This window comes from Paracidovorax sp., from assembly GCF_057642795.1.
The window spans coordinates 1-12546 of sequence record NZ_JBXYZY010000034.1 but is presented as its reverse complement, the minus strand read 5'-3'; the positions used below and the strand labels follow the sequence as shown (position 1 = coordinate 12546).

The window sequence follows — 12546 nt, the reverse complement described above, 5'->3', positions numbered from 1 at the left end:
GGGCGTTCAGCTCCCCACGGAGGGCCGGCCGTAAGCCGTGAGGGTATAGCCCGACAGATCGAACCCCAGCGCCTCGGCGGTGCTGCGCAGGCGCTCCTCGATCAGCGGATCGTGGAATTCATGGACGGTGCCGCTGACGAGGCACACCAGGTGGCCGTGGTGTTCCTGCCCGTCGTTGAGTTCATAGACCGCCTTGTTCTGGTTGAGCAGGCTTTTCTTGAGCAGGCCGGTCTGCTCGAACTGCGCCAGCACGCGATAGACCGTTGCCAGGCCCAGATCGGTGCGCTGTTGCAGCAACAGGCGATAGACGTCTTCGGCGGCCAGATGCCGTTCGGGGCTGCTGCGGAAGATGTCCAGCACCTGGATGCGGGGCAGGGTGGGCTTGAGGCCGGTGGCGCGGAGGTCGGCGGGCATGGGCTGTGGGTGACGTCTGCGGTGGGATCGAAAAAAAGCCTGGCTACGCGGACTTCCGGAGGAGCCCGTTGGCTGGCAAAAACGACCCTTCGGACCGATGGCCGGTCCTGGAGTCGCCCCACGATGAAACGGGTGGCTGACCGCTGCATCTCTGCGGTGCTGGTCTGCGATTGACTGCAGTGTAGCATTGAATGAGAATGGTTATCAATAAGTTTGAAAAAATTCATGGCGGTTGCGATGGGCGTTCGATGCCCATCGCTGCGCCGCCCTGGAGAACCATCGCAGGAGACCCTTGACCATGAACCATCCCGCCTTCGACCACCTCCTGAACGAGCACCGCGCGCTGCTGGCGCACTATGGGCGTGCGCAGTTGCGGTGCAGCCAGGCGTTGACCGCTCAGGCGCGGGAGATTGAGCGCCTTCAGGCCGAGGCCATCCGCCTGCGTGGCCGGCTGATCCGGCGCGAGACCGAGCTGGCCTATGCCCGGCAGGACCAAACCCGGCTGGCCGAGGGGCTGCAGGGCCTGCCGCGCCGCCGCACGCTGGCCCGGCAGCTGGAGACCCTCGCGGGCCGACTGCAGGAGCGCGCCCGGGAGGTGCTGCATTGGCAGTGGCGCGCGGCCAGCGCGGCTGCTGCGGCGGCAGGCAAGGGCCCAGGGCTCGGACTGCAGGGCGCCTTGTCGGGTGCCGCCGAGGGCGGCGCGGACGACATGCCTGCCGCATCGCACTGGCGGTCGGTGCTCTGCATCGCTCCGGGCAATGCGGGGGGCTGGATCGCGCAGCGCATGGTGCCGGGCCCCGATGGTCTGGAACCCGAAGCGCCGGCCGCGCCCGTAGTCGCCTCGGCAGCCCCTTTTTTCCAGGACGAGGGCGGCGACGTCGATGCCGAGACGCTGGAAGCCAGCCTGACTGCCGCCGACCTGGTCATCTGCCAGACCGGCTGCCTGAGCCACAACGACTACTGGCGCGTGCAGGATCACTGCAAGCGCACCGGCAAGGCCTGCGTGATGGTGGCGGATACGCCCCAGGTCATCCACTGGATGCGGGGCGTGCGCGCCGGGGCGGAGAGCCCGGCGGAGTCGAACAGCCTCGCCTGAGCGCGCGTCAGCGGTCTGCTATTGAAAATATAGCTGAAGGCGCTTGCAAATCAAGCGCTGCAGGCCCAAATCGCTCGAATCACCACAGCCGAACGCCAGGGCGCGCCCCGTGCGCTGGGCCGTGGTGCCCGGAGCCTTCAGGCCATGGTCATCAGGCTGGCATTGCCTCCGGCCGCCGCCGTGTTCACGCTCACGGCCCGCTCCAGCACCAGCCGGGTCAGCGGCACATCGCCATCGCCGGGCTGCAGCCCGGTCACGCCCACGATGGGGCCGGGGCGCTGGGCGATGGCGCGGCAGGTCTCGGCCAGGCTGTCGGCATCGCCGTGGTGCAGCACGGCGTCGATGGCCACGCTCGCATCGCGCCAGTCGTCCACCAGCCGGGTGCAGGCTTGCACCGCTGCGGGCAGCAAGGCATGCAGGGCGGCCGATGGGGCGCGTGGCCAGAGCGCGCTACCGCCCACGGCCAGCACGGCGGCCAGCTGGACGAGGCGATCCGCATCGTTCTCTGCCAGGCACAGCGTGTGTTCGCGGGGCGAGAGCAGGTACTGGTTGCGCTCGCCGGTCGGGCCGGGCAGGGTGCAGGCGAGGCCGCTGCAAGAGGCAGCGGCCAGCGCTTCGCAGCGCTGTGCCAGCATCTCGTCGCCTGCGCTGCGGGCCCAGTCGGCCAGCGCCTGCAGCGGCGCCGGCAAGGCGCCTTGCCGGGCGCCATCGGGCACGGCGGTGGCCGTGCTGCGGATGCAGTCGAGCGCCAGGCCGGCCGGGTGCCGCGAGAGCAGGCGCAGCAGATAGAGCGGCCCGCCCGCCTTGGGGCCGGTGCCCGACAGGCCTTCGCCGCCGAAGGGCTGCACGCCCACCACCGCGCCCACCATGTTGCGGTTGACGTAGAGGTTGCCGGCCTGCGCGCGGCGCACCACGCGCTCCACCGTTTCGTCGATGCGGGTGTGCAGGCCCTGGGTGAGGCCGTAGCCGGTGGCGTTGATCTGGTCCAGCAGGGCGTCCAGCCTCTCGCGCTCGTAGCGCACCACGTGCAGCACGGGGCCGAAGACCTCGCGGCGCAGCTCGGCGATGCGGTCCAGCTCGATCAGCGTGGGTGGCACGAAGGTGCCGGCCGCCAGCACATCGGCGGGCACGGCGGGCTGGAACACGCGCCGGCCCTGGGCGCGCAGCGTGGCGACGTGCTCCAGGATGCCCTGGCGGGCCTCATCGTCGATCACCGGGCCCACGTCGGTCGCCAGCCGTCCCGGGTCGCCCACGCGCAGCTCGGCCATGGCGCCCCGCAGCATCTCCAGCACGCGGTCGGCCGCGTCGGCCTGCACGCACAGCACGCGCAGCGCCGAGCAGCGCTGGCCCGCGCTGTCGAAGGCCGAGGCCACCACGTCGCCCACCACCTGCTCCACCAGCGCGGAGGAGTCCACGATCATCGCGTTCTGCCCGCCGGTTTCTGCGATCAGCGGAATGGGGTGGCCCGCCGCGTCCAGCCGGCCGGCCACGGCGCGCTGCAGCAGGCGCGCTACCTCCGTGGAGCCGGTGAACATCACGCCCATGGTGCGGACATCGGCCACCAGGCGCGCGCCCACGGTCTCGCCCCGGCCGGGCAGCAGCTGCACCGCGGCGGCCGGCACGCCGGCGCGGTGCAGGCACTGCACGGCCTGCGCGGCGATGAGCGGCGTCTGTTCGGCCGGCTTGGCCAGCACGGTGTTGCCAGCGGCCAGGGCGGCGGCCACCTGGCCCATGAAGATGGCGAGGGGAAAGTTCCACGGGCTGATGCACACCACCGGGCCCAAGGGAGGGCAGCTGGCGTTGTCCAGATGGCGCGTGGCCTGGGCCGCGTAGTAGCGCAGGAAGTCCACCGCCTCGCGCACCTCGGCCACGCCGTTGGCGCAGGTCTTGCCGGCTTCGCGCATCAGGATGCCCAGCAGGTCGGGCAGGGCGGCTTCCAGCAGTTCGGCCGTGCGCAGCAGCGCGGCGGCGCGCTCTGCGGGCGGCGTGGCGGACCAGACCGGCAGCGCGGCCTGCGCGGCGGCGAGGGCGGTGTCCACGTCGGCGGCGCTGGCCTCCTGCACATGGCCGACGACGTCGCCGTGGTCCGCAGGGTTGCGCAGCGCCAGGGGGACTGCTGCACCCGGCTGCACGGTGCCTGCGATCAGCGGTGCGGCCTGCCAGCCGTGGCGGGCGTTGGCGGCCAGGGCCGTGCTCAGCGCGTTGAGGGTGTTCTCGTTCGACAGGTCGATGCCCGCCGAGTTGGCGCGGGCGCTGCCGAAGAGCTGCGCCGGCAGCGGAATGCGCGGGTGATGCTGGCCGGGCCGGCCTTCCGCTGCGGCCTGGGCATCGACGGCGGCGACCGGGTCGGCCACCAGGCTTTCCAGCGGCAGATCGGCATCGGCCACGCGGTTGACGAAGGAGGTGTTGGCGCCGTTTTCCAGCAGGCGGCGCACCAGGTAGGCGAGCAGGGTCTCATGCGTGCCCACGGGCGCGTAGATGCGGCAGGGCCGGCCCAGGTCTGCGGCGCCCACCACCTGTTCGTAGAGTGGCTCGCCCATGCCGTGCAGGCACTGGAATTCGTACTGACCGGGCGCATAGTTTTCGGGCCCGGCGAGCTGGTAGATGCTGGCCAGCGTCTGCGCGTTGTGCGTGGCGAACTGCGGATAGACCGCATCGGGCGCGGCCAGCAGCTTGCGTGCGCAGGCGATGTATGACACGTCGGTGTGGGTCTTGCGCGTATAGACGGGGTAGTCGGAGAGACCATCGACCTGGGCGCGCTTGATCTCGCTGTCCCAGTAGGCGCCCTTGACCAGGCGGACCATCAGCCGGTGGCCGCTGCGGCGGGCCAGGTCGATGCAGTAGTCGATGACGAAGGGGCAGCGCTTCTGGTAGGCCTGGATCACGAAGCCGATGCCGTTCCAGCCTGCCAGCTGCGGCGCGTGGCAGAGCCGCTCCAGCAGGTCCAGCGACAGCTCCAGCCGGTCGGCCTCTTCGGCGTCGATGTTGAGGCCGATGTCGTAGCCGCGCGCCAGCTCGGCCAGCTGCAGCAGCACGGGGTAGAGCTCGGCCATCACGCGGGCCTGCTGCGCCCGGCTGTAGCGCGGGTGCAGGGCCGAGAGCTTGATGGAGATGCCCGGGCCTTCATACACACCGCGCCCGGCGGCGGCGCGGCCGATGGCGTGGATGGCCCGCACGTAGGCCTGCAGGTAGCGCTCGGCATCCCGCGCGGTGAGCGCGGCCTCGCCCAGCATGTCGTAGGAATAGCGAAAGCCCTGCGCCTCCAGCGGGCGGGCGTGCTCCAGCGCCTGGGCGATGGTTTCGCCGGTGACGAACTGCTCGCCCATCATGCGCATCGCCATGTCCACGCCCTTGCGGATCAGCGGCTCGCCGCCCTTGGCCGTGAGGCGCCGCAGCGCCGCGCCCAGGCCCTTTTCGCTGTGCGTGGCGACCAGCCGGCCGGTAAGCAGCAGGCCCCAGGTGGCGGCATTGACGAAGAGCGAAGGGCTCTTGCCCAGGTGCGGCTCCCAGTCGCCGTGGCTGATCTTGTCGCGGATCAGCGCGTCGCGCGTGGCGGCATCGGGAATGCGCAGCAGCGCTTCGGCCAGACACATCAGCGCCACGCCTTCCTGCGACGACAGCGCGAATTCCTGCAACAGCCCCTGCACGAGGCCGGCGCGACCGCCCGCGCGCTTGCGCTCGCGCAGGCCCCTGGCCAGGCGTAGCGCGAGGGCCTGCACGTCGGCGGAGAGCGCGGCGGGCAGGCGCGCCTGCGCCAGCAGCGGCGCGAGCGCCTCGGGTTCGGGGCGCCGGTAGGCCGCGGTGATGGCCTGGCGCAGGGGGGAGTCGAACGCAGCGCGCGGAGCGAAGCTGGGTGCGGGGACGGGGGCGGCGGTGTGAGTGTCCATGGGGTGTGGAGGGCGGTGGAATCAGCCCGGCGCACGCATGGGCCGGGAATGCCGCCATCATCTTGCGGAGGGTGCTGAATAAAACATCGAAAATGGCAGCATCTACCGAATGAATCGCTAGCCATGGCCGCACAAGACACCGACCTGGACCGCATAGACCGCAAGATCCTGAAGATCCTTCAGGAAGACGGCCGCATCGCCAACCTGAAGCTCGCCGAAAGCGTGGCGCTCTCGCCCACGGCCGTGCTGGCGCGGGTGCAGCGGCTCACGCGCGACGGGTTCATCCTGGGCTACGAGGCGCGGCTGGACCCGATCAAGCTCGGCGCGGGCATGCTGGTCTTCATCGAGGTGCTGCTGGACCGCACCACGCCCAATGTGTTCGACCAGTTCAAGGCGGCCGTGCAGGTCCACCCCGAGATCATGGAATGCCACATGGTGGCGGGCGGCTTCGACTATCTGCTCAAGACGCGCAGCGCCGACATGGCGGCCTACCGCGCCTTTGCTGGCAACGTGCTCTGGCAGCTGCCCGGCGTGCGCGAGACCCGCACCTACGCGGTGATGGAAGAGGTCAAGCACTCCAGCCATCTGCCGATCGCCTGAGCGGTTGCGGGCAGGCTCCGCAATAATGGCCGCATCGAAGAGTCACCGGGGAGCGTTCCGCCATGCCATCCATTCGCCTTGCTGCCGCTGCATTGCTGGCCGGACTCTGTGCCAGCCAGGGCGCTACCGCCGCCTGCTACGTGGTGTATTCCGCCGACCAGCAGGTGATCTACCGCTCGCAGGTGCCGCCGGTCGATCTGTCGCGCCAGCTGCACGACACCCTGCCGCGGGTGGCGCCGGCCGGCAGCCGGCTGGTGTTCACGCTGAATGACTCGGGCTGCGAGCTGGCCATCAATCGCCTGCAGGCCGCGAGCTCCTACAGCCCGGTCCGCGCCGCGCCTGCCCGGCCCGCCCGGCCCCGGCGCAGCTGACATCCCGCCGGCCTCGCCACCTGCGCGCGGCCTGAGACAATCGGGGGCTATGAGCGCCCCCACCATCATCGACACAGAACCCACGACCCTCGCGCCGGCGGCCGCCGCTGGCGAAGCGGAAATCCTCGCTGCGGACCCATCCTCCGCCGCCGCCCCGGCCTCCGACCTGCCCCCCGGCTGGCTCGAGGTCACTTCCATGGACATGGACGCCCAGGGCGTCGCCCGCAAGCCCGACGGCAAGGTCGTGTTCATCGACGGCGCGCTGACCTTCGAGGTCGTCAGCGCCAACACCCACCGCAAGAAGAACAACTGGGAACAGGCCAGCCTCACCGCCATCCACCGGGAATCTTCGCAGCGCGTGCGGCCCGGCTGCCCGCATTTCGGCCTGCATGCCGGCGCCTGCGGGGGCTGCAAGATGCAGCATCTGCACGTGGGCGCCCAGGTGGCCGTCAAGCAGCGCGTGCTGGAAGACAACCTCTGGCACCTGGGCAAGGTGAAGGCCGAAACCGTGATGCGGCCCATCGAGGGCCCGGCCTGGGGCTACCGCTACCGCGCCCGGCTGGCCGTGCGCCACGTCATCAAGAAGGGCACGGTGCTGGTGGGCTTCCACGAGCGCAAGAGCCGCTACATCGCCGACATGGGCGTGTGCCCGGTACTGCCGCCCCATGTGAGCGCCATGCTGATGCCCCTGCGCGGCCTGATCGCCGCGCTGGACGCGCGCGACACCTGCCCGCAGATCGAACTGGCCTGCGGCGACGAGGTAACGGCCCTGGTGCTGCGGCACCTTGAGCCGCTCTCCGACGCCGACCTGGCCCGCCTGCGCGCCTTCGCGGCCGAGCATGGCGTGCAGTGGTGGCTGCAGGCGAAGGGCCCCGACACGGTCAAGCTGCTGGACGAAGGCGGACCGCAGCTGGCCTACGGCCTGCCCGACTTCGGCATCACCATGCCCTTCAAGCCCACCGACTTCACCCAGGTCAACCCGCACATCAACCGCGTGCTGGTCAGCAAGGCGCTGCGGCTGCTCGACGCCGGGCGCGACGAGCGCGTGATCGACTGGTTCTGCGGCCTGGGCAACTTCACTCTGCCCATCGCCACGCAGGCGCGCGAGGTGCTGGGCATCGAGGGCAGCGAGGCGCTGGTCGCCCGCTCGCGCGAGAACTATGAGCTGAATCGGGCCTCCGCGCCCGCAGGCCGGCCGCTGGCAGCTACGAAATTCGTAGCGCGCAACCTGTTCGAGATGACGCCCGAGATGCTGGTCGCCGACGGCGTGGCCGACAAGTGGCTGGTCGATCCGCCCCGCGAGGGCGCCTTCGCGCTGGCCAAGGCGCTGGCCGACATCCATCAGGCCCGCATCGGCGCCGAAGACGCGCCGGCGCTGCCTGCCTCAGCCGAGGGCTGGAAGCCGCCGCGCCGTATCGTCTATGTGAGCTGCAACCCCGCCACCCTGGCGCGTGATGCCGGTCTGCTGGTCCATCAGGCGGGCTACCGCTGTGTGGCCGCGGGCGTGGTCAATATGTTTCCGCATACGGCGCACGTGGAAAGCATGGCGGTGTTCGAGCGGGCCTGAGGGCTGCGCTGAGGGGGCGATTCGGCGCTGGCCGGATCGGCGCACCCCGGTGGCGCCTCCCATCGCAGGCGCGGGGGTGATTTGGCAGCCGTCAGCTCCGCGAACGCCCTTCGTCGCCACCGTCGGCAGGCTGTTTGCGGGCCGGCTTGGCCGGGGGCTTGTCCTCCGCCTTGCTGAGCACGGAGGGTGAGCCTTCGATCTTGTTCTCGCGCATGTAGGCGTCCATGTCCTTCCAGCCCGCAAAGATCTGGCCCTTGGAGGCCTTGGGGTTCAAGGTGAAGCAGTCCTCCAGGCCGCGCATCGCCAGACGGCATGCACCGCCGATGGCCTTGGCGTCTTCTTCCTTGGCCGCAGCGCGCGGGTCAGGGCTCAGCCCGGGAATATCGCAGCCCGCCAGCAACGGCAGGGCCATGGCCGCGGCGAAGCACCAGGCTCGGCAGGGGGCAGGAATGAAATTGCGCATGTTGCTAGCTTATCGGCAGTCCGCCCCGGGGATTGAGGGAAACGCGCTGGCGGCTGGCAAAAAGAAAAGGCCTCCGAAGAGGCCTTGAGCGATCAGCCCCCTGTTGTGAGGGGCAGAAGGGAGCACGATCAGTCGCGGTCGCCACCCATGCTGCCCAGCAGGGCCAGCAGGCTCTGGAACACGTTGAACAGGTCCAGGTACAGGGCCAGCGTGGCGCTGATGTAGTTGGTCTCGCCGCCGTCGAGGATCTGCTTGATGTCATACAGCATGTAGGCGCTGAAGATGCCGATGGCCGCGACAGAGATCGCCATCATGCCGGCCGAGGAGCCCACGAACATGTTGATGACGGCACCCACCATCAGCACCAGGGCGCCGACGAACAGCCACTTGCCCATCCCGGACAGGTCGCGCTTGATGACGCTGGCCAGGCTCGCCATTACGAAGAACACGCCCGCCGTGCCGGCGAAGGCCGTCATGATGAGCTGCGTGCCGTTCGAAAAGCCCAGCACCACGCCGATCAGGCGCGAGAGCATCAGGCCCATGAAGAAGGTGAAGGCCAGCAGCACCGGCACGCCGGCGGCGGAGGTCTTGGTCTTCTCGATGGCGAACATGAACGCGAACGCGCCGCCCAGGAACACCAGCATGCCGATCCCGCCGTGCAGCGCCTGCGTGATGCCCGTGGCCACGCCCACCCAGGCGCCCAACACCGTGGGCAGCAGGCTCAGCGCCAGCAACCAGTAGGTATTGCGCATGACCTTGTTGCGCTGCTCCTGCGAAATGCCGTAGCCCGCGGAGCTGTAGGTAGTGACTTCGGTATTCATATGCGTCTCTCCAATGTGGTATCTGCACCCATGCAGGTTGACAAATTCTAGGTGGGGGCGTTATGCACCACTGCAATACCCGCGTTTCATCCCGTACTTTTGGGATGCAATCTTTTGCCCTTGCCGCAGCGGCTGGCGTGCGGGGCGGCCGCTATGCTCAAGGACTGCGCCTGAACCTTCTCAGGTCCGCTTTCCTTCGTTGAACCTACTCGCTGCATCACCATGAAGACCAAGCACGAACTCGAACTCTCCGACATCAAGAAGATCGCCGCCGCCGCCGAGGCGGAAGCCGTCAAGAACCAGTGGGCCGTGACCATCGCCATCGTGGACGACGGCGGCCACCTGGTCTGGCTGCAGCGCCTGGACGGCGCCGCCGCCTTGTCGGCCCAGATCGGTCCGGCCAAGGCCCGTACCGCCGCCCTGGGCCGCCGCGAGAGCAAGGTCTATGAGGACATCATCAACGGCGGCCGCACGGCCTTCCTGACCGCCCCGGGTGTCGACGGCCTGCTGGAAGGCGGCGTGCCGATCATCAAGGACGGCCAATGCCTGGGCGCCGTGGGCGTGAGCGGCGTGAAGTCGAACGAAGACGCGCAGATCGCCCGCGCTGGCATCGCCGCCCTGGGGCTGTGAGCCTTGATGGGTCGAATGCTATGGATTGGATAGCAATCTGCCCATGTGGATCGGGCGCTGGAGCCCGATTCACCTCATAAAAAACCGGCCATCACGGCCGGTTTTTTATTGCGCCGTGCCAAGCGGAGCGGGGCGGGACAGGACGTTGAAAAAAAAGCCTGGCTACGCGGGCATGACCCCGTTGGCTGGCCAATACGACCCTGGCGACCCGCAGCCGTGCGGGTGTTCGGAGTCGCCCCACGATGAAACCTTTGCGTAGTGCCTGGCGGTGGTTCGCACCCCATGGCGATACCCCTATGCCGAACGGGCTGTGCGCGCCGTTCGGTTCGTGCTTACTTGGTCAGGATGAGCTTGCCCAGCTTGGTGGCCTGCAGGCGATAGACGGAGCCGTTGTGGCTGATGGACACGGCCTTCTGGCCTTGCAGCAGCGCGCTGCTGTCCACGGCATGCCCCGGGGCTGCATCGGCGGAAGCGGCGGCGGCTTGCCGGGCCGAGGCGGAAGCGCCGGAACTGCGTCCGTCGAAGGAAGCGGTGCCGAAGAAGGAAACTGCGGAAGGGGTGGTCAGGGTGGCTTGCATGAGAGATCCTCTTTGCGTTGCGATTGTTTTAATGATAACCATTCTCAATTGATCGTCAAGCGAATCTCCGCCCGGACAACGTAAGAAGTTACGTCGTGCCCTCGAGCGGCACCGTCATCCACTCCATGGCAGGGCATCAAGAAAAACGCCGATGCAGGCACAGGTCCTGGCATCGGCGTGGGAGAGGGCGCTTAGAACGTGTTTACGATCTCGCAGGGGATCGCGTTGGAGCGCAATCGGGATGAGTGGATGCCTCGGATGCGCCGCATGGGCTCTCAGCCCATGCATGCAGGCGGGGCGTTCAATCGCCCGATTTCGCTCCAACCCGAAGGGCAGCTACGTCGGCGGGCGGTCTGCGGCGTTGCGGCACTTGTGGATAGCGGGGCTATCCACTGCGCACCGCGCCTTGCATCCCATCCCGCCGACGTAGCTGCGCGACCCCTGGGAGATCGTAAACACGTTCTTAGAGGTGAGCGCGGCGTCTTTCAGTCGCTCAAGGCTTGGGATCGGTCACGAAGCCGATCTTGCGCACCCCGGCGCGCTGGGCGGCCGACATGGCTTGCGCCACGCGCTCGTAGCGCACGTCCTTGTCGCCGCGGATGTGCAGGTCCGGCTGCGGGTCCTTGGCGGCTTCGGCCTTCAGGCGGGGCTCCAGCTCGTCGTCGGAGATGTCGCTCTCGTTCCAGTGGTACTTGCCGTCGGCCGTGATGGAAAGCCGGATGGTCTCGGGCTTGATGTCTTCCCGCTGGTTGGAGGCGCGGGGCAGATCCACCGGCACGGCATGCTTCATGACCGGCACGGTGATGATGAAGATGATGAGCAGCACCAGCATGACGTCCACCAGCGGCGTCATGTTGATCTCATTCATCACCTCATCGGCGTCGTCTTGCGTTCCGAAAGCCATGGTGCATCACCCCTTCTTGATCGGCAGCACCTTGGCCTGCTCGCCCGGCGCGCTGACGCGGGCACCTGTGACGAAATAGGCGTGCAGATCGTGGGCGAAGCTGTTGAGCGCGTTCAGGATCGACTTGTTGCCGCGTACCAGCGCGTTGTAGCCCAGCACTGCCGGAATGGCCACGGCCAGGCCCAGCGCCGTCATGATGAGCGCCTCGCCAATGGGGCCCGCCACCTTGTCGATGGTGGACTGGCCTGAAGTGCCGATCGCCACCAGCGCGTGGTAGATGCCCCACACCGTGCCGAAGAGCCCGATGAACGGCGCCGTGGAGCCCACGGATGCCAGGATGGCCAGGCCTGCCTGCAAGCGGGCGGTGAATTCGTCGATGCAGTTGCGCAGGCTGCGGGTCACCCAGTCGCTCACGTCCAGGCTGTCGTGCAGATGGGCCTTGGTGTTGCGGTGGTGGGCCGTGGCCTCCCGGCCTTCGAGCGCCAGGTGGCGGAAGGGGTTGGTCGGGTCGTCGCCGAGCTTGCTCAGGCCGGCCGCGAAGTCCTCGCTGTGCCAGAAGTCACGCGCGGCGCGTGCATGCTTCTTGAATTTGATGATGTCCAGAGCCTTGATGATGATGACGATCCAAGAGGCCAGTGACATGCCCAGCAGCAGCACCGCCACGGCGCGCGTGACGAAGTCGCCCTGAATCCAGACGTTGGCAATGCCGAAATGCGATTCCATGAAAACTCCTGATTGATTTATTCGAGAACAAAATTGACGGGGACCAGGTTCCACATGGTCTCGGGCACACCGTTGCGCTTGCCGGGCACGAAACGCCAACGCATCACCGCTTCCTGCGCCTGGCGGTCCAGCCGGTCGAAGCCGCTGGACTTGCTGATTTCCACCTTCTGCGGAAGACCGTCGGTGCCGATCAGTACGCGCAGCACCACCTTGCCCTGTTCGCCTAGCCGCTTGCTGATGGCGGGGTAGGTCGGCGTGGGGTTGTTCAGATAGGCTGCATCGCTGGACGGCAGGTCGATCTTCGGCGGTGCGGGTGGTGCCGGCGGCGCCGGCGCGGGCGCCGGGGGCGCCGCGGGAGCTTCAACAGGTGGCGCAGGCGGCTGGGGCGTGGTGATGCCCGTCGGTGCATTGGGCGCCGGCCTAGGTTCGGCAATGGCCACCGGCATCGGCGCAGGGCGCGGCGCGGTCTTGGGCGCTGGTTTGGGGGGGGGC

General features: G+C 68.5%; 13 protein-coding genes. 5 read left to right on the top strand and 8 right to left on the bottom strand.

Going from position 1 to position 12546, the window contains the following annotated elements:
- Positions 1-6: 6 nt before the first annotated feature.
- A complete protein-coding gene (locus tag AC3A84_RS12895) occupies positions 7-414 on the bottom strand; it encodes a ferric uptake regulation protein (RefSeq protein ID WP_288510173.1) in 408 nt (135 codons plus the stop codon).
- 298 nt (positions 415-712) lie between these two features.
- On the opposite strand from AC3A84_RS12895, the gene AC3A84_RS12890 reads away from it, so the two are divergent.
- Positions 713-1510, top strand: coding sequence for a DUF2325 domain-containing protein (locus tag AC3A84_RS12890; protein ID WP_487970101.1), 798 nt, complete (start codon positions 713-715; stop codon positions 1508-1510).
- Between the two features lie 137 nt (positions 1511-1647).
- Here AC3A84_RS12890 and putA read toward each other — a convergent pair whose 3' ends face one another.
- Positions 1648-5397 (bottom strand): trifunctional transcriptional regulator/proline dehydrogenase/L-glutamate gamma-semialdehyde dehydrogenase, encoded by a 3750-nt coding sequence (putA, locus tag AC3A84_RS12885; protein ID WP_487970099.1) that lies wholly within the window; start codon positions 5395-5397, stop codon positions 1648-1650.
- A 123-nt stretch (positions 5398-5520) separates the two neighbouring features.
- On the opposite strand from putA, the gene AC3A84_RS12880 reads away from it, so the two are divergent.
- The 3 genes from AC3A84_RS12880 (at position 5521) to rlmD (ending at position 7935) form a co-directional block, all read left to right on the top strand.
- A complete protein-coding gene (locus AC3A84_RS12880; RefSeq protein ID WP_288509037.1) occupies positions 5521-5997 on the top strand; it encodes an Lrp/AsnC ligand binding domain-containing protein in 477 nt (158 codons plus the stop codon).
- 62 nt (positions 5998-6059) lie between these two features.
- Positions 6060-6368: a hypothetical protein gene (locus AC3A84_RS12875; protein WP_487970098.1), complete on the top strand. Its 309-nt coding sequence runs from the start codon at positions 6060-6062 to the stop codon at positions 6366-6368.
- A gap of 49 nt (positions 6369-6417) precedes the next feature.
- Positions 6418-7935 carry a 23S rRNA (uracil(1939)-C(5))-methyltransferase RlmD gene (gene rlmD / locus AC3A84_RS12870; protein WP_487970097.1) on the top strand — a complete coding sequence of 506 codons (1518 nt, stop codon included), beginning with the start codon at positions 6418-6420 and terminating at the stop codon, positions 7933-7935.
- A gap of 91 nt (positions 7936-8026) precedes the next feature.
- Here rlmD and AC3A84_RS12865 read toward each other — a convergent pair whose 3' ends face one another.
- Positions 8027-8398: a hypothetical protein gene (locus AC3A84_RS12865; protein ID WP_487970095.1), complete on the bottom strand. Its 372-nt coding sequence runs from the start codon at positions 8396-8398 to the stop codon at positions 8027-8029.
- A gap of 128 nt (positions 8399-8526) precedes the next feature.
- Entirely contained in the window at positions 8527-9219 is a 693-nt protein-coding gene (locus tag AC3A84_RS12860) for a Bax inhibitor-1/YccA family protein (RefSeq protein ID WP_487970093.1), read from the bottom strand.
- A gap of 222 nt (positions 9220-9441) precedes the next feature.
- On the opposite strand from AC3A84_RS12860, the gene AC3A84_RS12855 reads away from it, so the two are divergent.
- Positions 9442-9849 (top strand): GlcG/HbpS family heme-binding protein, encoded by a 408-nt coding sequence (locus AC3A84_RS12855; protein WP_487970092.1) that lies wholly within the window; start codon positions 9442-9444, stop codon positions 9847-9849.
- Positions 9850-10181: 332 nt separating this feature from the next.
- Here AC3A84_RS12855 and hemP read toward each other — a convergent pair whose 3' ends face one another.
- The 4 genes from hemP to AC3A84_RS12835 form a co-directional block, all read right to left on the bottom strand.
- A complete protein-coding gene (gene hemP, locus AC3A84_RS12850; RefSeq protein WP_487970090.1) occupies positions 10182-10427 on the bottom strand; it encodes a hemin uptake protein HemP in 246 nt (81 codons plus the stop codon).
- A 493-nt stretch (positions 10428-10920) separates the two neighbouring features.
- Positions 10921-11331, bottom strand: coding sequence for an ExbD/TolR family protein (locus AC3A84_RS12845; protein WP_092938957.1), 411 nt, complete (start codon positions 11329-11331; stop codon positions 10921-10923).
- A 6-nt stretch (positions 11332-11337) separates the two neighbouring features.
- Positions 11338-12054: a MotA/TolQ/ExbB proton channel family protein gene (locus AC3A84_RS12840; RefSeq protein WP_343589269.1), complete on the bottom strand. Its 717-nt coding sequence runs from the start codon at positions 12052-12054 to the stop codon at positions 11338-11340.
- A gap of 17 nt (positions 12055-12071) precedes the next feature.
- The coding region (locus AC3A84_RS12835) for an energy transducer TonB (RefSeq protein WP_487970088.1) at positions 12072-12546 on the bottom strand (475 nt) is incomplete at its 5' end.

Coding starts and splice junctions, on each gene's coding strand:
- AC3A84_RS12895 (WP_288510173.1), bottom strand. CDS start 414: ATGCCCGCCGACCTCCGCGCCACCGGCCTCAAGCCCACCCTGCCCCGC.
- AC3A84_RS12890 (WP_487970101.1), top strand. CDS start 713: ATGAACCATCCCGCCTTCGACCACCTCCTGAACGAGCACCGCGCGCTG.
- putA (WP_487970099.1), bottom strand. CDS start 5,397: ATGGACACTCACACCGCCGCCCCCGTCCCCGCACCCAGCTTCGCTCCG.
- AC3A84_RS12880 (WP_288509037.1), top strand. CDS start 5,521: ATGGCCGCACAAGACACCGACCTGGACCGCATAGACCGCAAGATCCTG.
- AC3A84_RS12875 (WP_487970098.1), top strand. CDS start 6,060: ATGCCATCCATTCGCCTTGCTGCCGCTGCATTGCTGGCCGGACTCTGT.
- rlmD (WP_487970097.1), top strand. CDS start 6,418: ATGAGCGCCCCCACCATCATCGACACAGAACCCACGACCCTCGCGCCG.
- AC3A84_RS12865 (WP_487970095.1), bottom strand. CDS start 8,398: ATGCGCAATTTCATTCCTGCCCCCTGCCGAGCCTGGTGCTTCGCCGCG.
- AC3A84_RS12860 (WP_487970093.1), bottom strand. CDS start 9,219: ATGAATACCGAAGTCACTACCTACAGCTCCGCGGGCTACGGCATTTCG.
- AC3A84_RS12855 (WP_487970092.1), top strand. CDS start 9,442: ATGAAGACCAAGCACGAACTCGAACTCTCCGACATCAAGAAGATCGCC.
- hemP (WP_487970090.1), bottom strand. CDS start 10,427: ATGCAAGCCACCCTGACCACCCCTTCCGCAGTTTCCTTCTTCGGCACC.
- AC3A84_RS12845 (WP_092938957.1), bottom strand. CDS start 11,331: ATGGCTTTCGGAACGCAAGACGACGCCGATGAGGTGATGAATGAGATC.
- AC3A84_RS12840 (WP_343589269.1), bottom strand. CDS start 12,054: ATGGAATCGCATTTCGGCATTGCCAACGTCTGGATTCAGGGCGACTTC.